20 protein-coding genes and 1 other RNA gene are annotated in these 18,094 nt (G+C 60.1%); 11 read left to right on the forward strand and 10 right to left on the reverse strand.

Going from position 1 to position 18,094, the window contains the following annotated elements; translation table 11 throughout:
- The first annotated feature begins 271 nt into the window (after positions 1-271).
- Complete coding sequence (locus tag BM225_RS05030; RefSeq protein ID WP_072707439.1) at positions 272-1,231, forward strand: NADPH:quinone oxidoreductase family protein; 960 nt, start codon at positions 272-274, stop codon at positions 1,229-1,231.
- On the opposite strand, the gene BM225_RS05035 is transcribed toward BM225_RS05030, so the two are convergent.
- Positions 1,232-2,086, reverse strand: a complete 855-nt coding sequence (locus BM225_RS05035; protein ID WP_072707440.1) for a LysR family transcriptional regulator — start codon at positions 2,084-2,086, stop codon at positions 1,232-1,234.
- A 13-nt stretch (positions 2,087-2,099) separates the two neighbouring features.
- On the opposite strand from BM225_RS05035, the gene BM225_RS05040 reads away from it, so the two are divergent.
- Both BM225_RS05040 and BM225_RS05045 read left to right on the forward strand, forming a co-directional pair.
- On the forward strand, positions 2,100-2,423 hold the full coding sequence (locus BM225_RS05040) for a DUF1127 domain-containing protein (protein ID WP_245780417.1): 324 nt from the start codon (positions 2,100-2,102) through the stop codon (positions 2,421-2,423).
- Positions 2,424-2,553: 130 nt separating this feature from the next.
- Positions 2,554-3,312, forward strand: coding sequence for a Bax inhibitor-1/YccA family protein (locus BM225_RS05045; RefSeq protein WP_072707441.1), 759 nt, complete (start codon positions 2,554-2,556; stop codon positions 3,310-3,312).
- A 72-nt stretch (positions 3,313-3,384) separates the two neighbouring features.
- Here the strand turns inward: BM225_RS05045 and BM225_RS05050 are convergent, their stop codons facing one another.
- The 8 genes from BM225_RS05050 to BM225_RS05085 all read right to left on the reverse strand — a co-directional run bounded on the left by BM225_RS05050 (position 3,385) and on the right by BM225_RS05085 (position 8,541).
- The gene (locus tag BM225_RS05050; RefSeq protein WP_092463903.1) at positions 3,385-3,900 is read right to left on the reverse strand and encodes a GNAT family N-acetyltransferase; all 516 of its coding nucleotides are present in this window, start codon (positions 3,898-3,900) and stop codon (positions 3,385-3,387) included.
- Between the two features lie 126 nt (positions 3,901-4,026).
- Complete coding sequence (gene rpmG / locus BM225_RS05055) at positions 4,027-4,194, reverse strand: 50S ribosomal protein L33 (protein ID WP_007814563.1); 168 nt, start codon at positions 4,192-4,194, stop codon at positions 4,027-4,029.
- Positions 4,195-4,318: 124 nt separating this feature from the next.
- Positions 4,319-4,693: RNase P RNA component class A (gene rnpB / locus BM225_RS05060), an RNA gene on the reverse strand.
- 12 nt (positions 4,694-4,705) lie between these two features.
- Positions 4,706-5,416 (reverse strand): N-acetylmuramoyl-L-alanine amidase, encoded by a 711-nt coding sequence (locus tag BM225_RS05065; protein WP_245780418.1) that lies wholly within the window; start codon positions 5,414-5,416, stop codon positions 4,706-4,708.
- A complete protein-coding gene (locus BM225_RS05070) occupies positions 5,380-6,114 on the reverse strand; it encodes a hypothetical protein (RefSeq protein WP_072707447.1) in 735 nt (244 codons plus the stop codon). The genes BM225_RS05065 and BM225_RS05070 overlap by 37 nt, the downstream gene beginning before the upstream one ends.
- A gap of 29 nt (positions 6,115-6,143) precedes the next feature.
- Entirely contained in the window at positions 6,144-7,625 is a 1,482-nt protein-coding gene (gatA, locus tag BM225_RS05075) for an Asp-tRNA(Asn)/Glu-tRNA(Gln) amidotransferase subunit GatA (RefSeq protein WP_072707449.1), read from the reverse strand.
- A gap of 4 nt (positions 7,626-7,629) precedes the next feature.
- Positions 7,630-7,917 (reverse strand): Asp-tRNA(Asn)/Glu-tRNA(Gln) amidotransferase subunit GatC, encoded by a 288-nt coding sequence (gene gatC / locus BM225_RS05080; protein WP_072707451.1) that lies wholly within the window; start codon positions 7,915-7,917, stop codon positions 7,630-7,632.
- A 174-nt stretch (positions 7,918-8,091) separates the two neighbouring features.
- A complete protein-coding gene (locus BM225_RS05085; protein WP_072707454.1) occupies positions 8,092-8,541 on the reverse strand; it encodes a nucleoside deaminase in 450 nt (149 codons plus the stop codon).
- 63 nt (positions 8,542-8,604) lie between these two features.
- On the opposite strand from BM225_RS05085, the gene BM225_RS05090 reads away from it, so the two are divergent.
- From BM225_RS05090 to dtd, 8 genes are all read left to right on the forward strand, one after another.
- Positions 8,605-9,531 carry a pseudouridine synthase gene (locus BM225_RS05090; RefSeq protein WP_083595719.1) on the forward strand — a complete coding sequence of 309 codons (927 nt, stop codon included), beginning with the start codon at positions 8,605-8,607 and terminating at the stop codon, positions 9,529-9,531.
- A gap of 426 nt (positions 9,532-9,957) precedes the next feature.
- On the forward strand, positions 9,958-10,836 hold the full coding sequence (locus tag BM225_RS05095; RefSeq protein ID WP_092463909.1) for a 5-bromo-4-chloroindolyl phosphate hydrolysis family protein: 879 nt from the start codon (positions 9,958-9,960) through the stop codon (positions 10,834-10,836).
- A gap of 33 nt (positions 10,837-10,869) precedes the next feature.
- Positions 10,870-12,078, forward strand: coding sequence for a toxic anion resistance protein (locus BM225_RS05100; RefSeq protein WP_092463911.1), 1,209 nt, complete (start codon positions 10,870-10,872; stop codon positions 12,076-12,078).
- Between the two features lie 20 nt (positions 12,079-12,098).
- Positions 12,099-13,079: a DUF2927 domain-containing protein gene (locus BM225_RS05105; protein WP_083595720.1), complete on the forward strand. Its 981-nt coding sequence runs from the start codon at positions 12,099-12,101 to the stop codon at positions 13,077-13,079.
- A 24-nt stretch (positions 13,080-13,103) separates the two neighbouring features.
- Positions 13,104-14,231: an SPFH domain-containing protein gene (locus BM225_RS05110; protein WP_072707460.1), complete on the forward strand. Its 1,128-nt coding sequence runs from the start codon at positions 13,104-13,106 to the stop codon at positions 14,229-14,231.
- A gap of 81 nt (positions 14,232-14,312) precedes the next feature.
- Positions 14,313-15,413, forward strand: a complete 1,101-nt coding sequence (locus tag BM225_RS05115; protein WP_072707462.1) for a TFIIB-type zinc finger domain-containing protein — start codon at positions 14,313-14,315, stop codon at positions 15,411-15,413.
- A 60-nt stretch (positions 15,414-15,473) separates the two neighbouring features.
- Entirely contained in the window at positions 15,474-16,394 is a 921-nt protein-coding gene (locus tag BM225_RS05120) for a carbohydrate kinase family protein (RefSeq protein WP_072707464.1), read from the forward strand.
- Positions 16,391-16,834 carry a D-aminoacyl-tRNA deacylase gene (gene dtd / locus BM225_RS05125; RefSeq protein WP_072707466.1) on the forward strand — a complete coding sequence of 148 codons (444 nt, stop codon included), beginning with the start codon at positions 16,391-16,393 and terminating at the stop codon, positions 16,832-16,834. Before BM225_RS05120 ends, dtd begins: the two co-directional genes overlap by 4 nt.
- Before the next feature lie 82 nt (positions 16,835-16,916).
- Here the strand turns inward: dtd and BM225_RS05130 are convergent, their stop codons facing one another.
- The gene (locus tag BM225_RS05130) at positions 16,917-18,092 is read right to left on the reverse strand and encodes an HlyD family type I secretion periplasmic adaptor subunit (RefSeq protein WP_072707468.1); all 1,176 of its coding nucleotides are present in this window, start codon (positions 18,090-18,092) and stop codon (positions 16,917-16,919) included.
- Positions 18,093-18,094 lie beyond the last annotated feature (2 nt).

Consider the following 18,094-nt stretch of genomic DNA (forward strand, 5'->3'; position numbering starts at 1 on the left):
TTGCGCGAGCTGTATTTTGTTTCGTATCTTTCCCCAAAATCCGCCGGCACTCACACCCCCATCAGCGATACCGGCGACTTAAGGCCACACAACCAGAGCGACTTCAAGCCCTGCTTAACCCATGTAAGACAATATGTAACTAAACCTATGCGGAAAAACCAAGCTAGCCTTATGATCGATAGGAGTATTCCTAAGGATAATAAGAGCCCTATGTCCCATTGACACACGCAAAGGCAGACCGTGTTCTACCTTCAAACGGAGGAACATTCGCGTGAAAGCCTATCATATTTATACTTCTGGGGAAGCCCCGCAACTGGTCAATCTACCAAAAGGTGATCCCGCAGAAGGCGAAATACGCCTTAGGATTACGGCCTGTGGTCTCAATTTTGCCGATCTTCTGATGATCAAAGGCAAATATCAGGACACACCGCAGGCACCCTTTACCTTGGGGATGGAGGTCGCAGGCATCGTTGACGCACATGGACCAGGCGTTTCAGAGCCTGCGATCGGTACGCGGGTCGCCCTATTTGCGGGCCAAGGCGGTCTGGCCGAGTACGGATGCTTTCCTGTCGAAAGGGCAATCCCCCTGCCCGACAACATGTCAGAGGTCGATGCAGCGGGCTTCCAAATTGCTTACGGGACCTCACACCTAGCTCTCGATTACAAAGCGCGACTACAGCCGAACGAGACGCTGCTTGTGTTGGGCGCAGCGGGCGGCGTTGGGTTAACCGCCGTCGAGATCGGCAAAGTCATGGGCGCCAAGGTCATCGCCTGCGCCCGCGGCCCCGAGAAGCTGGAGATCGCCAAAGCCTATGGCGCGGACCACGTGATCGACGCCACCAAAGAAGACATCCGCGACGTCGTGAAGTCCTTGGGTGGCGCAGATGTGGTGTATGATCCCGTCGGCGGAGAGCAATTCACAGCGGCGTTCCGCGCGACGAACCCAGACGGGCGCCTGCTGGCCATCGGCTTTGCCAGCGGCGACGTGCCGCCCATTCCCGCAAACCACATGTTGGTCAAAAACCTGACCGTGATCGGCATGTATTGGGGCGGTTATCTGAAATTCAACGCCAAGGCACTTACCGACAGCATGGCGCAGCTGTTTGCATGGTACAGCGAAGGCAAGATCAAGCCCCACGTCAGCGAGACGTTTCCGCTGGACCAGGTCGCCGATGGGCTCGATATGCTCAAGTCCCGCAAGTCCACCGGCAAGGTCGTCATTACGATCTGATTACATCTGGTCGTAGGCTTGACGAAGTAGGTCGGCCATCCGCAGGCCGGCCTCACCCTTGATCGCGTCGGACAGATACATGTTGATCTTCTTTGACGGCAGTTCTGGCAGCGCGCCCTTGTGCTGCACCCGCTCCAGATGAGGCGGCTCAGTGCCTTCGAGCATAGCGTTCAATGCGAGGTCGGCGCTAACCGTCGCCTCGATCGCGCGATCCATCTCGGACTCCACGGCCAATTCCCACGGGATGCCTGCCTCTTCGACGCGTCGGATCACACCGGCGCGGAAAATACAGTGCCGACCGAACGCTAGGCGCAGGGGCCGCTGGCGCCAAGCCGATCCCCCAGGTGCCCCGATCCAGAGCAGCGGCAAGGTTTTCAGAGTTTCACCGCCATCCGACACGCCATCTTCAGTGGTCAGGATGATGTCGCATTCACCGCGGCTGTAAGCGACCTTGAGCCCCTTGGTATACAGCGAGATCAGCTGCACCCGCATGCGCGGGAATTCGGAGTTGAACTGCTGGAGAACGCGCGGAATCGCCGGGTAGACGATGTCGTGGGGCACCCCCAAAACAATTTCACCTTCGTAAACATCATCGGTCAGGCGCGACCAAACCTCGTCGTTCAGCTCCAGCATCCGGCGCGCATACCCCAACAGTTTCTCGCCCGCAGGGGTCAGCGCGATTTGGCGCGCCGTTCGGTCCAAAAGATTCGTCGCAAGCGATTCTTCTAGACGTTTCAGTTGCATAGAAACGGCCGACTGGGTCAGGTTCAGGAACCCCGCAGCACGTGTCACCCCGCCTGCATCTGCCACCGCCACAAAAGACCGCAGCGCAGTCAGATCCAGATTTCTGGCCATATCACAACTCCTGATGAAATACGTCACATTCATTCATTTCCAAAATGAACCAGAAAATGCCACATACATCAAGCGCGTTGATGCAACACGCGCAATCAATCAAATAATGGTGAATGACATGGCTACTCAACTCGGCAGACTTGCGATCGCAAGCAGACCTTCCTGGTTCTCATCCCTTTTTGGCGCCTTTGCCAACTACGCGGCGATCTCGCGCCAGCGGCACGCGCTGTCCCAGCTGGATGACCGGCTTCTTCAGGATATCGGCCTGACCCAGACCGAAGCAAAATCCGAAGCTGACCGCGCCCCTTGGGACGTCCCTGCACATTGGCGGGTCTAATTGACAGAAGATCGTCCAAAAACCCGAACAAGTGTACTTGAAATCACGCACATCCCTGCCGATATTCACAGGCAACGGGTGTGCGTTTTTGTTTGTGCACCCAACAGCTTCGGATTTTTGGAGGATCGAAATGGCTGAATTCCGCACGACGCACGCTGGCACTAGCGCCGGTGCGGTTCGTATCGACGAGGGCCTGCGCGCCCACATGAACAAGGTTTACGGCACGATGTCCGTGGGCATGCTGATCACTGCAGCAGCCTCTTGGGCGATCTCTGGCCTTGCGACAACTGTCGATCCGGCCACCGGCAACACCGTTCTGACTGGTCTGGGCCAAGCGCTGTACAACTCGCCCCTGAAGTGGGTAATCATGTTCCTGCCGCTGGTCATGGTTTTCGCGTTCAGCGCGATGCTGAACAAGATGTCGGCTGCTGCTGCTCAGGTGTTTTTCTACGTCTACGCGGCCGCTATGGGTCTGTCGCTGAGCTGGATCTTCATGGTCTTTACCGGCGTGTCCATCATCCAGACCTTCCTAGTGACAGCGATCTCGTTCGCGGGTCTGTCGCTTTATGGCTACACCACGAAGAAAGACCTGTCGGGCTTCGGCACCTTCCTGATGATGGGTGTGATCGGTCTGGTTGTCGCGTCGCTGGTGAACATCTTCATCGCATCGAGCGCACTTCAGTTCGCGATCTCGGTCCTCGGTGTTCTGATCTTTGCGGGTCTGACCGCGTATGACACCCAGAACATCAAGAATACCTACCTGCAGATGGCCCACTCGGGCGATCAGGAATGGCTGGGTAAGTCGGCAATCATGGGCGCTCTGCAGCTCTACCTCGACTTCGTGAACCTGTTCATGTTCCTGCTGCAGTTCATGGGCAACCGCGAATAATCACTGCGGTAGCTTAGAAATAGATAGGGCCGGTCGCGAAGACCGGCCCTTTTTTATTGCGTCGGGTCTGGGTCATAGAAGCGTGGTCATGTGTACAGCGGGGAAACGGACGTCCAGTCCAAGCGAGAGTTCAATCTCGGCCAAAGTCTTGAAGCCGAGCGCCTCGTAGAACGGGACAGCGGTGCGGGTGCTCAGGCATTCCAGCCGCCTGACGCCCTCTTCGGCCGCATGGTCCATAGCACGGTCCAGAATAGCCCGCGCAACGCCCCTGCGGACGAAATCGGGTGAGGTCACAACATGACGGATGTGCCCCATTCCAGCGGGCGTAGAGGCGCTGAGCGGGCTTGACCAACTCCACCCCCCTGCAGCGACGATCTGGCCCTGTGGGGTCTCTGCCACGTAGTAGGAGCCAGAGCGCAAGAGCTCTGGCCGGGCCACACTGATGCGCGGCAAAGCGCGCCGCAACAGCTCGGACGGGTAGTCGCGTTCCAGCAGCACCGGATAGGACAGTTGTAGCAGGGCGGTCACCCGCTCGGCATCACCTATTTCGGCAGGCCTGATGGTATAGATTAAAGGTAAGGGTGGCATGGTCTCTCTCCATTTCGCCGTGTGAAAATTTCTTTGAGAAATCTCCGGCGCGACCATGCTTTAAAAATAAAAAGAGCCGCGCCAGTGTTTGCTGGTGCGGCTCTTTTGTCTGGTGATCCAGAAGGCTTACTTGATTTTGCCTTCTTTGTACTCGACATGCTTGCGCACCACCGGATCGTACTTACGTACGACCATTTTTTCGGTCATAGTGCGTGCGTTCTTCTTGGTCACGTAGAAGTGGCCCGTGCCAGCGGTCGAGTTCAGACGGATTTTGATAGTGGTAGGCTTCGCCATAGTACTCTCGTCTTTCGCTAGGTCGGGCGGTGTTTGCGGCCACCCGCGTGTAATCTCTTGAACCCCGCCTTTTACGGTTGGCGGGCAAAGAGTCAACACCAATCGAGCAGAAAAAGCAGGTTAATTGCGCGGAGAGCCTATAAGCCGGATTCTGTCCAAGCGTAAACGCTCTGGATGACCATTCATCTTGGCGCGCAGTTGCCTGCGTGCCTCTAGCTGCCAACCCGAACCTCCGGGCCAAGACGACCCTGCGGACATGCCGCGCGAGGTTCCTATTCGGCATTGCTCCAGGTGGGGCTTGCCATGCGGGGCCTGTTACCAGTCCCCCGGTGGTCTCTTACACCGCCGTTTCACCCTTACCCCGATAAACGGGGCGGTCTGTTCTCTGTGGCGCTTTCCCTCGGGTTACCCCGGCCGGGCGTTACCCGGCACCTTTGTCTTGTGGAGTCCGGACTTTCCTCGGACGACCGGAGCCGCCCGCGGCCATCCGGCCCTCCGCGCACATGGGGCCTTATTGGGTGTCGGGCGCGCGGTCAACGGCAAAGCGGTCGGCAAGGTTCACAGCGGCCGCTACATCCGCGCCAGACAGCGCCCCATGGGCCCACGGGCGGAAGTGCATACGGAAGGTGTCCAGTAAGACCTCGGGCTCTGCCTGTGCGGTGTAGCCATAGTCCCGTAGCGCCTGCAGGAACGTGTGCCAGCAGGTATCAGCGCCCTGCCCCGCCCCGTCCGGCCACACCCCGTGTCCGCGCCGCGACAGGCCCAACCAGTCAAATCGGCGCCCCGGATCGACCTTGCGCCCCGGCGCGACGTCCGAATGCCCGACAATCCGATGATCAGGGATATCCCAGCGCCCGCGAATCTGGTCCAGCAATGTAACAAGCGCATCCATCTGCGGCACGGAAAACGGGCTCTCTCCGTCATTCACGATCTCGATTCCGATAGACCGCGAATTCACATCCGCCACGCCACCCCAGTGGGACAGCCCCGCGTGCCATGCGCGGCGATCCTCGTCGACCAACGGAAAAACGCCCCCTGTCGGACAGAGGGCGTAATGGGCCGAAACCTCGAATTCAGGATCGCACAGACGCTCGAGCGAGCCATCCAAGTCCATCACCGTGTAGTGCAGCACGATCATGTCGGGCCGCACATCCCCTTTGCGGGGGCCGTGATTGGGGGACCGGCTCAACGCACCGCGTTGCGGAAGGGTTGCGGATCCCATGTGCAGGCAAACCCATCCCCATCAGGATCTACACCCAAGCGGTCTTTTTCAGGACCGCCTTTGGCGAGGAATGCCGCCTGCGCCAAATCCGCAGAGGCATAATCCGCACAAGCGCGCGCATACTTAGCCTCTGCTCGGAACGAACTGCGCTTATACAGCGGCTGCCCCACGCGGTTGTTGGTGGCCAAGGCATAGGACACCACATTCACACTGCCATCGGGACGCGAAGGCAGAGCCTCGGGCTGAATGACGGTATAGAGGCTGCGGTTGCGCTCAATCAGCTCTTTGTCGTCCTCGATGCTCCGCTCGTTGCTGACTGCCGAGAAATCATTCTCGGACGAAATCCCATTGGCCGTTGTCGCCAATTCAGGTGCAGGGTTGGACGGGCTAGCCTGTAACGGCACAGCCCCGCTGTTCGATGCAGCAAGGTTCGCCGTGTTGATCGCCTCTTCGGACGCGGCTTTCACCTCGGCCAGCGTGCGTGCACGGGGCGGCTGGCCTGGGGTCAGTGTGCCCACATTGCCCAAGGTCTCTTGCGAAACTACGGGCGCCGACGGGATGCCGCCGTTCAGCTGCGCTTCGCGCGCTGAACGATAGCTGTTCGATGTGATTCCCGCTGCGCTGTCAGGTACGGTTGGCCCACATGCGGACAACCCAGCCAGAGCCAATAGAACCAATCCCGTGTGTCGAAGCATCATCTCACCTCAAAGTTGTGCTATTTCAGCACTTACCACCACTTCGCCGGTTTGGAAACAAAGCCTGCAGCCTGCTCCAGCGCGTAAGCGGTATTCAACAGATCACCTTCCTCGAACGGGCGGCCGATCAGCTGAAGACCCAGCGGCAGACCTTTGGAGTCGAGACCCGTGGGCACTGCGACGCCGGGCAGACCGGCAAGGTTCAGCGTCACGGTGAACACGTCGTTCAGATACATCTCGACGGGGTCTGCGCTCTTCATCTCACCCAGACCAAAGGCCGAGGTCGGCGTTGCGGGCGCCAGAATTGCATCCACACCAGCCGCAAACGCGTCTTCGAAGTCACGCTTGATCAGGGTGCGTACCTTGCGCGCCTTGTTGTAATACGCGTCGTAGAAGCCTGCGGACAGCACGTAGGTGCCAACCATGATGCGGCGCTTCACCTCGTCACCGAACCCTTCGGCTCGGGTTTTCTCGTACATCTCGTTGATGCCATCGCCAGCCGACAGCTTTGCACGGTGGCCGTAGCGGACACCATCGTAGCGGGCGAGGTTCGACGAGGCCTCTGCAGGCGCGATCACATAATAGGCAGGCAGCGCATACTTGGTGTGCGGCAGGCTGATCTCGCGGATTTCAGCGCCAGCCGCTTTCAGCATCGCCGCGCCTTCGTCCCACAGCGTCTTGATCTCTTCGGACATCCCTTCGGGGCGGTACTCTTTGGGAATACCGATGACTTTGCCGCGGATATCACCGGTCAGCATGGCCTCAAAGTTCGGAACCGGCAGGTCGGCGCTGGTCGAATCCTTCATGTCGTGACCGGCCATCGCCTCAAGCATAATCGCTGCATCGCGCACGGTTTTCGTCATCGGACCCGCCTGATCAAGCGAGCTTGCATAGGCAATGATGCCCCAGCGCGAGCAACGGCCATAAGTCGGCTTGATGCCCACAGTGCCGGTGAACGCAGCAGGCTGACGGATCGAGCCACCGGTGTCGGTGCCAGTCGCAGCCAGACACAAATCTGCCGCCACAGCCGCAGCCGAACCACCCGAAGACCCGCCGGGGGTCAGCTTGCGGTCATCAATCTTCCACGGGTTCACCGAGTCGCCATACACGGACGTTTCGTTCGAGCTGCCCATGGCGAACTCGTCCATGTTCAGCTTGCCCAACATGACAGCGCCGGCGTCCTGCAGCTTCTGGCTGACGGTCGACTCATATTCGGGGACAAAGCCTTCCAGAATGCCGCTCGCCGCTTGGCTCGCCACACCCTTGGTGCAGTACAGGTCTTTCATGCCGATGGGCAGACCGCACATGGCAGGCGCGTCGCCAGCCTTCAGGCGCTCATCTGCAGCCTTCGCACGCTCCAGCGCCAATTCAGGGGTCTTGTGGACAAAGGCATTCAGCGCATCAGCCCCATCAATCGCAGTCAAGCACGCTTCGGTCAGCTCGACCGACGTCACATCACCCTTGCGCAGCGCATCACGCGCCTCGGCCAGCGTCAGTTTATTCAGCTCGGTCATCGGATCACTCCACCACTTTCGGCACGGCAAAGAAGCCCTCGCGGGCGTCGGGGGCATTCGACAGGACCTTGTCCTGATAACTGCCATCGGTGACCACGTCCTCGCGGCGCTTCAAACGCTGCGGCGTGACCGAGGTCATGGGCTCTACGCCCTCAACATCCACCTCACCAAGCTGTTCGATAAAGCCCAGAATGCGGTTGAACTCTTCGGCCAGCGCAGGAAGCTGGTCGTCCTCGACCTTGATCCGGGCCAGTTTCGCCACTTTTGCGGCAGTGCCAGTGTCGATCGACATGGGCCATCTCCGTGTGTCTCGTATTTCCCTCGGGCTTTACCGCCCAAAGCCCGCGCCCGCAAGCATCAGACCGCGCACCACCCTATCGAACCGCGCCCAATCCTTCATCTTGGCCAAAATACTCCCGCCGGAGGCACGGGCGTCAGCCCGAACAAACCTGTGCGCCATAGGCGCTCATTTTCGCAACTTCCCAAAGAATTCGGCCAACAACGCTGCAGATCGCGCTTCGTCGATTCCGTCATAAACCTCGGGCGCATGATGGCACTGGGGGTGACTGAAGATACGCGGCCCCTGCCCCACACCGCCCGACTTGGGGTCCGAGGCACCATAGTAAAGCCGCCCGATCCGCGCGTTGGAAATTGTCGCCGCGCACATGGGGCACGGCTCCAGCGTCACATACAGATCGCAACCCGTCAGGCGCTCCTGCCCCAAAACACGGCAGGCCTCGCGGATCACCAAAACCTCGGCATGGGCGGTGGGGTCGTTCAACTCGCGCGTCCTGTTTCCAGCCTGCGCGAGAACCTCGCCGTCCCGCAACAACACAGCCCCCACGGGGATTTCTCCTCGCGCGGCGGCGGCCTCGGCTTCGGTCAGGGCGATTTGCATATGCGAACGGAACGTCATGGGTTAGGCTTATCTGTAGCGTTCCCCCTTTCGCAATCCACAGAGTTTCGCTAGACGCGCCCAATGACCCAGAAAACACCGCAAAACCGTCCCCGGTCCGGCAAGCCCGCCCCCAAAGGCTCGTTCAAATCGCGCCCCAAGGCCAAGCCCGCCCCCAAGCCGCAGGCCAAGCCCCAAGCTGGCACCCCCGAGGGCGACCGCATCGCCAAAGTTCTGGCACGCGCCGGTGTTGCATCGCGCCGCGAAGCCGAGAAGCTGATCACAGCCGGCGTTGTCGCGGTGAATGGCAAGGTCATCGACAGCCCCGCCTTGAACGTCACTGCGCGTGACCGCATCACTGTAGACGGCCAGCCCTTGGCCGCTGCGGAACCGATGCGCCTGTGGCTCTATCACAAGCCCACGGGCCTCGTGACCACGCACAAGGACGAACAGGGGCGCCCCACCATCTACGAAAACCTGCCCGAAGATCTGCCACGGGTGATGTCTGTCGGCCGCCTCGATTTGAATTCCGAGGGCCTGCTGCTGCTGACCAACGACGGTGAGTTGAAGCGCAAGCTGGAACTGCCCTCGACCGGTTGGCTGCGCAAATATCGGGTGCGTGTGAACGGCCGCCCCACCGATGCGACGCTCGAGCCCCTGCGCAAAGGCATCGAAGCGGATGGGGAAGTCTTCCAGCCCATGATCGTGAACCTCGACCGCCAGCAGGGCGCAAATGCGTGGCTGACCGTCGGCCTGCGCGAGGGCAAGAACCGCGAGATCCGCCGCGCCATGCAGGAGATCGGGTTGAACGTGAACCGTCTGCTGCGCGTCAGCTACGGCCCCTTCCAATTGGGTCAACTCAAGGAAGGCGAGGTCGAAGAGGTGCGTCCGCGAATCCTGCGCGACCAACTCGGGCTGGGTCCGGAACCCGAGGTCGAAGAGACACGCGCGAAACCGGGCAAGCCTGCTGCGAAACGCCGCCCGCCCCGCGTGCCGCGCCGCAAACCCTGACTTTTCACAAGTCCTTCATATCTTTTGGGCCCAAGCTGCGCTATGCACCTAGCAGGTGTTCTAGTGAGGCAGAGGTATCGCAATGCTGGCAGCCGCTCAGATCGGCGTCAGAGATCGGGTGTGCATCACGCGCCCGCGCAGGCGGGTTGCCGCCAATTGCCTCCGGATTAGGCGGGTTTTCCCTACGTTTGGGGTGAAATCCGTCTGTTTGTTTCCTACCTTAGTACGTGTGAGACACAAAGACATCAGCCCCGCCCTGCCCTGTCTCGTCCGCGCAATCGCGCAGGACGCCACTCACAGCCCGCGCGGGTATCAGCCAACAAGTCAGCAAGAGAGGTAGAGGGTGTCCGGCACGACCTTGCAGAAAATTGCGTTTATTCTGTTGTTCATCCTGATCCTGCGCGTCGCAATCTCGGGGGGTGTGTGATGGCTCAGCGGTATGGTGGCGAATTCAGCCCTGATGGCAGCCAGACCAGCGCGTCAAAACCCATGAAGTCGCCCAAGCGCAAGCGCGCAGGCGGGCGGGCAAACCTGCTGTTCATCACACCCCTGCCGATGATCGGGGCCGTCTTTGGCTCTGGTCCCGTCGAAATGACCTTTAAACTGGCCGCGATGGGCGCGCTTCTACTGGCCGCGTGGTTGACCCGCGAAGGTTTGATCGCCGAAGAAGCCTACAACGCCCGACGCATCGCCCGACGTCCCGCAATTCCGCGCAAAATGTTCGCAGCAGCTTTGATCGGCGTGGGACTCGCGCTTGGTACCCTCTCCGGTTCAGGCAGCGTAATCGAACCCGTGCTCTACGCAGTTGTCGGACTGGTGCTGCACGTACTGGCGTTTGGTATCGACCCGCTGAGGGACAAATCAGCCGAGGGCGTCGACACCTTCCAGACCGACCGCGTGGCCCGCGCCGTCGAAGAGGCCGAGGCCCATTTGGCGGCCATGTCCGAAGCCGCGCGTCAAACCCGTGATCGCCAGATTGAACAACGCGTCAACGGCTTTGCCGACACCGCCCGCGATCTGTTCCGCACGGTCGAGGCTGATCCGCGCGACCTGACCTCTGTCCGCAAATATCTGAGCGTCTACTTACTCGGGGCCCGCGATGCGACGGTCAAGTACGCTGATCTGGCCGAACGCGCGCCGTCCCAAGAGGCCCGCGCCGACTACCTGTCGCTGCTGGATGACCTGCAACAGAATTTCGCCGACCGCACCCGCAAACTCATGGTCAATGACAAAGCCGATCTGGATGTCGAGATCGGCGTGCTTCGCGACCGCCTCGCCCGAGAGGGCATTCGTCATACTGAGTAATTTTGTTCAGAGTTCATTTCAGAGGACTGACCCATGACCACCACTCCGACTTCGCAAAAAGCCTACGTCCAAGCGGCTCAAGACCTTAAAGAGGTTGAACAATTGAACGCGGCCATTCTGCCGCCCCCAACCGAAGAGATCGTGCCCTTGGAAACTGCCGACGCCCCTGCTTCTGCCGAAATCACCCGCCGCATGGCGGAACTGGACATGAGCGATTCAAACTCGATCGTCACGTTCGGCTCTGCCGCGCAGGCCGAGTTGCAGGAAATTTCGCAACAGATGCTGGACGGTGTCCGCAACAAGGATGTCGGCCCCGCCGGTGACAGCCTGCGCGACATCGTGACCACGATCCGCGGGTTCTCGATCAGCGAGCTGGACATCCGCCGTGACCGCAGCTGGTGGGAAAAACTGCTGGGACGCGCCGCGCCCGCCGCCAAATTCGCTGCCCGCTATGAGACCGTGCAAGAGCAGATCGACAAGATCACCGACAACCTGTTGGGCCACGAGCACAAGCTGATGAAGGACATCAAGTCGCTCGACTTGCTCTACACCAAGACGTTGGAATTCTACGACGAGCTTGCGCTCTATATCGCGGCGGGTGAAGCCAAGATCGCCGAAATGGACAGCCAAACCATCCCCGCCAAAGAGGCCGAGGTTCAGGCCGCTGCGGAAAACGATCAGGTGATCAAAGCGCAGGAATTGCGTGATTTGCGCGCCGCTCGTGACGACTTGGAACGCCGTGTGCATGATCTGAAGCTCACGCGGCAGGTCACCATGCAATCCCTGCCCTCGATCCGTCTCGTACAGGAGAATGACAAATCGCTGGTCACCAAGATCAACTCGACCCTCGTGAACACCGTGCCGCTATGGGAAACCCAGCTGGCACAAGCCGTCACGATCCAGCGCAGCGCCGAAGCGGCGGATGCGATCCGCGGGGCAAATGATCTGACCAACGAACTGCTGACCGCGAACGCTGCAAACCTGCGCGAAACCAACCGCAAGGTACGTCAGGAAATGGAACGCGGCGTCTTTGACATCGAAGCGATCAAGACCGCCAACGCGGACCTCATCGCGACGATTCAAGAAAGCCTGCAGATCGCCGACGAGGGCAAAGCCAAGCGCGCTGCTGCCGAAGCCGACCTCAAGGCGATGGAAACCGAACTGCGCGATACGCTCGCGGCAGCCAAGGCCAAGAAGACCGGCCTTGGTGATACTGCAGGCACCTCTGTACCCCCCAGTTAACGACCGAAAGGCACTCTGTTTTGTTACAATACCTCAACTGTCTCCGTCTGCTGACCGCTGCGAGCCTCGCCGGAATACTTCTGGCAGGATGTGCACCCGACCCGCTTTCGCCGACAGTTGCGGTGCCCCGCGCCGCCAATACGGTCAGTGACGAAGCCAGAGCGCTGTTGCCCGATCCAAACCCCGAATACGTGCCTGCCAGCTACAAAAGTAAATCCGTGGGCACGTATTACAGCCGTATGCAGGACCAGCTGCTCACCTCGGGAAAGCTGCGTCAGGATCTGGGGCGAGACATCCCGCTAACGGTTGACCAGTTAACCAAAGATTTCGTCGAGATCGCGCTCAAGAACGAGTACATCCATGGCGGCTCCGGTCGCATGCACAAGAGCAGAGACAGTGTCCTGCGCCGCTGGGAAAAGCCCGTACGCGTCTTTACCGTCTTTGGTGCGTCTGTTCCGCCTGCGGAGCGCAAGCGCATGATGGCCTCCGTCACCTCTTACACCAATCGTTTGGCGCGCGTGACGGGCCACGACATCCGCATGACCTCGCGCGAAAACGCGAATTACTACGTGATGTTCATGGGCGAGGATGACCGGATGCCCTTTGGCGAAAGCCTGAAGCGTGCCATTCCGGAAATCGACACGGCGGCGATGAACGTCTTCAAATACACCCCGCGCAATCAGCTGTGTGTGGCGGTCACCTTCCGTGATCAGAACGGCAGCCCACGGTTTGCCAAGGCATTGGCCATGATCCGCGCCGAACATCCGCAACTTCTAAAGATGTCCTGCCTGCACGAGGAAATGGCACAGGCCCTGGGTCTGCCCAACGACAGCCCCACTGCGCGGCCATCGATTTTCAATGACGACGAGGAGTTTGCCCTCCTCACCCGACACGACGAGCTCTTGCTCCGCATTCTGTATGATCGCAGACTGCAACCGGGCATGACCAAAGCACAAGCTGTCCCGATTGTTCGACAAATCGCGGCCGAGTTGCTGGGATAATACTTATCAGAAGGACCTCGCATTATGGGGATTTTCGATTTTCTCAAGGGCGAATTTATCGACGTCATCCATTGGACGGATGACACCCGCGATACCATGGTGTGGCGCTTTGAACGCGAAGGGCACGCCATCAAGTACGGCGCCAAGCTGACGGTCCGCGAAGGGCAGACAGCTGTGTTCATCCACGAAGGGCAACTGGCAGACGTGTTCACCCCCGGCCTCTATATGCTGGAAACGAACAACATGCCGATCATGACCACCCTGCAGCATTGGGATCATGGCTTCCGCTCGCCCTTCAAGTCCGAGATTTACTATGTCTCGACCACCCGGTTCACAGACTTCAAATGGGGCACCAAAAACCCGATCATGCTGCGTGATCCGGAATTTGGCCCCGTGCGTCTGCGGGCCTTTGGCACCTATGCGATCCGCATCATCGATCCCGCGCGCTTTATGACCGAAATCGTCGGAACCGACGGCGAGTTCACCAGCGACGAGATCAGCTTCCAGATCCGCAACATCATCGTGACCCGTGCCTCGCAGGCCTTGGCCGCGAGCGGTATTCCCCTGCTGGATATGGCGGCGAACACTAACGATCTGGGCAAGGTAATCGCGGCGCAGGTCTCGCCTACACTGGCCGAATACGGGCTGGAAATGCCCGAGTTCTATGTCGAGAATATCTCGCTGCCGCCCGAGGTAGAAAAGGCGCTGGACGCCCGCACCTCGCGTGGCATCGCAGGCAATCTGGACGATCATATGAAATGGCGCGCCGCCGAGGCGATGAATGCGCCCGGTTCTGCCGCAGGTGCGGCTATGGCCACCGGAATGGGCGCAGGCATGGGTATGGCGATGGGGCACCAGATGGGGCCTTGGGGCGCAATGCCCGCAGCGGCCCCTGCCCCGCAGGCCGCACCAATGGCCCCGCCGCCCCCACCGGTCGAGCATGTCTGGCACATCGCCGAGAACGGCGCGACCTCTGGCCCCTATTCCAAGGCGCGCATGGGCCGCATGGCAACCGAAGGACAACTGACACGCGACACCTACGTCTGGACCCCAGGCCAAGACGGCTGGAAACGGGCCGAGGATGTGATGGAGCTGGCGCAACTCTTTACCGTCATGCCTCCGCCGCCCCCTCCGCAGCCGCCTGCAGGCTGATGCGACGCTTCCCTGCCCTTGCCGTCCGGCGCGGGCGGGGTTTCTTTTCAGAACGACCCAAGACATTTAGGTTCACGATATATGGCGCCCCAGACCTCCGACCGCCAAGAGCACCGCTTTCCCTGTGATCAGTGTGGTGCCGATTTTCGTTACTCACCGGAACGGGGGATGCTGGTCTGCGATCACTGCGGCAACACCGCATCCATGGTGGATCGCCCCGAGGCCCCCGCAATCGCCGAACTGGACTTCAAAGCGGCCCTGAACCAACAGCTTCCCGAGGCGGAAACCGAAGTCACCCGCGTCTTGAATTGCCCGAACTGCGGCGCTCAGGTCGAATTTGACGGGGTCACCCACGCCAAGGAATGCCCGTTCTGCGCAACCCCCGTGGTCACCGACACAGGCGAGCACCGGCACATCAAGCCGCGCGGCGTGCTGCCCTTTGGCGTTGATGAAGACGGGGCACGGGTTGCGATGAATGACTGGCTTGGCAGCTTGTGGTTCGCGCCGAACGGCCTGCAGGAATACGCTCGCAAAGGACGCAAGATGCAGGGCGTCTACGTCCCCTATTTCACCTACGACGCGGACACCAAGACTGAATATTCTGGGCAACGGGGCACCGTCTACCACGAGACGCGGCGTGTCACGGTGAATGGCAAAACCCAAACCCGCACCGTGCAAAAGGTTCGTTGGCGTCCGGTCTCTGGCCGCGTGGCGCGTTGGTTCGATGACGTTCTGGTGCTGGCCTCGAAATCCCTGCCCCAGAAATACACCGATGCGTTGGAGCCGTGGGATCTGTCCGCGCTAGAGCCCTATTCGCCCGAATTCCTCGCTGGCTTCCGCGCCGAAGGGTACACCGTTGCGCTGGACGAAGGGTTTGAGACGGCCCGCGTCAAGATGTCCCGCGTGATCGAGCGCGATGTGAAGTTCGATATTGGCGGCGACCGGCAGCGCATCAACAAGATGGACACGCAGGTCAGCGATGTGACCTTCAAGCACGTTCTCCTGCCCGTGTGGGTGGCGGCCTACAAGTATCGCGACAAATCTTATCGCTTTGTGGTGAACGGACGGACGGGTCGTGTGCAAGGGGAACGCCCCTATTCGGCATGGAAGATTGCGCTCGCGGTGATCGCTGGCTTGATCGTGGCGGCAGGCGTGGGATACTTGGTGGCAATAAATCAATAAACTTGAAGAATTCCGATCTTCGAGTATTGGTAGCGCAAACATGACCAAGTGAGGCCCCCAATGATCCTGTGCTGCGGAGAATCCCTGATCGACATGCTGCCCCGTCAGGCAACGACGGGCGAAAATGCCTTTGCCCCCCATGCAGGCGGCGCGGTGTTCAACACCGCCATCGCCTTGGGCCGTCTTGGGGCACCCGTGGCGATGTTCACAGGTCTGGCGTCTGACTTCTTTGGCGACCTGTTGGCGGAAACACTGGAGTCGTCCAAGGTGTCCACCCAGTACGTCCACCGCGCCGATGCGCCCTGCACCGTGGCTTTCGTCAAACTGGTGGACGGTCATGCGACCTACGCCTTTTACGACGAGAATACCGCAGGCCGTATGCTGTCCACCGACGCCCTACCCGATCTGGCGGACGATGTGAACGCGCTGTTCTTTGGCGGCATCTCTCTGGTGGTCGAACCCTGCGGCGCGACCTACGAGGCGCTGATGACCCGCGAGGCGGCAAACCGCGTCACCATGATCGACCCGAACATCCGCCCTGGCTTTATCAAGGACGAGGCTGCATATCGTGCGCGCATCGACCGGATGATGGGTATGGCTGACATCGTCAAACTGTCGGACGAGGATCTGGCGTGGCTCATGGGCGGCGAGGATATCGACGCCAACGCCGCACAAGTTCTGGCGATGGGCCCCAAGCTGGTCTGCATCACCCGCGGCAAAGATGGGGCATCGGGCTACACCGCGAATGGCCGCGTAGATGTGGCTGCAAATGCCGTGACGGTGGTCGATACAGTGGGCGCGGGCGACACGTTTAATGCGGGTGTTCTTGCGTCGCTGGAGCAGGCTGGCGTTTTGTCGAAGGAAGGGGTCGCAAACCTGTCCGACGAGGTGATTGCGAACGCGCTAAGCCTTGGGGCACGGTCGGCGGCCATCACGGTCAGCCGGGCCGGAGCCAACCCGCCCTGGACCCACGAGCTATGAGAGCACTATTACAACGCGTTACCGAAGCCCGCGTCGATATCGCGGGCGAGACCGTCGGCAAGATTGACGCCGGCCTGATGATCCTGATCTGCGCCATGCAAGGCGACACCGAAGCGGACGCCGATAAACTAGCGGCCAAGATCAGCAAGATGCGCATCTTCGAGGATGACGCAGGCAAAATGAACCTGTCCCTGATGGACACCCACAAGGCCGCGCTGGTGGTCAGCCAGTTCACCCTGTCCGCCGACACGAGCCGCGGCAACCGTCCCGGTTTCTCGACCGCCTGCCGCCCCGACGAGGGCAACGCACTGTACGAGTACTTCAGCGAGGCTCTGCGCAAGCTAGGTGTGCACGTAGAAAACGGTCAGTTCGGTGCTGACATGCAGGTGCACCTTTGTAATGACGGGCCGGTCACCATCTGGGTCGACACAGCGGCCTGACCCCTTCCCCAGAACGACGCAAGGCCCGGGCTTCAAACACCTGGGCCTTGTGTTTCCGCCAACGAGGTAAGAGGGCGGGGACTTAAGGTTCGCGAAGCGCCTCTTGGGACTTGTAGAGGGGCTTCAGCAGGTACTGCAGGACAGTCTTTTCGCCGGTGTACAGCTCGACCGTGGCCAGCATGCCAGGACGCATCTCGATCTCGCGCTGGCGTTCTGTCAGGTTGCTCAGATCGACCCGCACGGTGACCTTGTAGTGCGGGTCGCCATCGGGCGCGCTCGAACGTTCGTCCTTAAAGGTGTCCGCAGACACCAGCTCTACTTCGCCGTTCAAGGCACCGTAGATCGTGTAGTCATAAGAGCTCAATTTGATGGTGGCTTTCTGACCCGGACGGACCTGAGCGATGTCTTTGGGCTTGATCTTTGCTTCGACGAACAGCTCATCGTCCATTGGGATAATCTGCATGATCTCTTCACCAGAGCGCACAACGCCACCAATGGTCGTCACCGCCAGATTGTTCACCACACCGCGCATGGGGCTGATAAGTGTTGTCCGGTCCAACTGGTCGCGGCTCGCCTTCAGGTTCTGCTTCAGGGTGTTCAGCTCTTTGAGCGTCTCTGAATAGCTCTCTGCCCGCTGCAGATCGGTCTGGGTGACGATCTCGTCATAGCGCTTCTGCGCGTCGGCGGTCGCCTTTCGGGCGCGGGTCACCTCGATCAGCGCGACGATTTTGCGTTCCAGCAGCTTTTCAAGCAGAGCCTGTTCTTCGCTGGCTTGGTTCAGCACCTGCTGCGCGCCATCACGGCTTTTGACGTAGTCTGACTGTCGCGCCTCGAGAAGTTTGCGTTCGGATGCCACGATCTCGGGGGCGGCCTCTTGCATTGCGGCGGGCACATCGAAAGAAAACTCGCCGGCCAACTCAGCTTCAAGGCGTGCGCGGCGAATTTCCAGCGCAGTGACCTGCGCGGCGATGTCGTCCACCTCGGACTTGAACTGGGTGCCGTGCAAACGCGCCAGCATCTGCCCACGATCAACCTGATCGCCCTCTTTCACATAAAGCTCGGCCAGGATGCCGCCTTCGAGGTTCTGAATGATTTGAGGGCGGGATGAAGAGATCATCTCGCCCTGACCGCGCACGATCACATCCAAGGGTGCCAAAGCGGCCCACACGATAAACGCAATAAGAACCGCACCTGTCATCCAGATGATGCGGCTCGGGCCGCGTGTGCGGCCCTCGAATTCTGTCGAGAGGGTTGTCATGG

Source organism: Donghicola eburneus, assembly GCF_900115865.1.
Classification (GTDB): domain Bacteria; phylum Pseudomonadota; class Alphaproteobacteria; order Rhodobacterales; family Rhodobacteraceae; genus Donghicola; species Donghicola eburneus.

Coding starts and splice junctions, on each gene's coding strand:
- BM225_RS05035 (WP_072707440.1), bottom strand. CDS start 2,086: ATGGCCAGAAATCTGGATCTGACTGCGCTGCGGTCTTTTGTGGCGGTG.
- BM225_RS05040 (WP_245780417.1), top strand. CDS start 2,100: ATGAAATACGTCACATTCATTCATTTCCAAAATGAACCAGAAAATGCC.
- BM225_RS05045 (WP_072707441.1), top strand. CDS start 2,554: ATGGCTGAATTCCGCACGACGCACGCTGGCACTAGCGCCGGTGCGGTT.
- BM225_RS05050 (WP_092463903.1), bottom strand. CDS start 3,900: ATGCCACCCTTACCTTTAATCTATACCATCAGGCCTGCCGAAATAGGT.
- rpmG (WP_007814563.1), bottom strand. CDS start 4,194: ATGGCGAAGCCTACCACTATCAAAATCCGTCTGAACTCGACCGCTGGC.
- BM225_RS05065 (WP_245780418.1), bottom strand. CDS start 5,416: ATGGGATCCGCAACCCTTCCGCAACGCGGTGCGTTGAGCCGGTCCCCC.
- BM225_RS05070 (WP_072707447.1), bottom strand. CDS start 6,114: ATGATGCTTCGACACACGGGATTGGTTCTATTGGCTCTGGCTGGGTTG.
- gatA (WP_072707449.1), bottom strand. CDS start 7,625: ATGACCGAGCTGAATAAACTGACGCTGGCCGAGGCGCGTGATGCGCTG.
- gatC (WP_072707451.1), bottom strand. CDS start 7,917: ATGTCGATCGACACTGGCACTGCCGCAAAAGTGGCGAAACTGGCCCGG.
- BM225_RS05085 (WP_072707454.1), bottom strand. CDS start 8,541: ATGACGTTCCGTTCGCATATGCAAATCGCCCTGACCGAAGCCGAGGCC.
- BM225_RS05090 (WP_083595719.1), top strand. CDS start 8,605: ATGACCCAGAAAACACCGCAAAACCGTCCCCGGTCCGGCAAGCCCGCC.
- BM225_RS05095 (WP_092463909.1), top strand. CDS start 9,958: ATGGCTCAGCGGTATGGTGGCGAATTCAGCCCTGATGGCAGCCAGACC.
- BM225_RS05100 (WP_092463911.1), top strand. CDS start 10,870: ATGACCACCACTCCGACTTCGCAAAAAGCCTACGTCCAAGCGGCTCAA.
- BM225_RS05110 (WP_072707460.1), top strand. CDS start 13,104: ATGGGGATTTTCGATTTTCTCAAGGGCGAATTTATCGACGTCATCCAT.
- BM225_RS05115 (WP_072707462.1), top strand. CDS start 14,313: ATGGCGCCCCAGACCTCCGACCGCCAAGAGCACCGCTTTCCCTGTGAT.
- BM225_RS05120 (WP_072707464.1), top strand. CDS start 15,474: ATGATCCTGTGCTGCGGAGAATCCCTGATCGACATGCTGCCCCGTCAG.
- dtd (WP_072707466.1), top strand. CDS start 16,391: ATGAGAGCACTATTACAACGCGTTACCGAAGCCCGCGTCGATATCGCG.
- BM225_RS05130 (WP_072707468.1), bottom strand. CDS start 18,092: ATGACAACCCTCTCGACAGAATTCGAGGGCCGCACACGCGGCCCGAGC.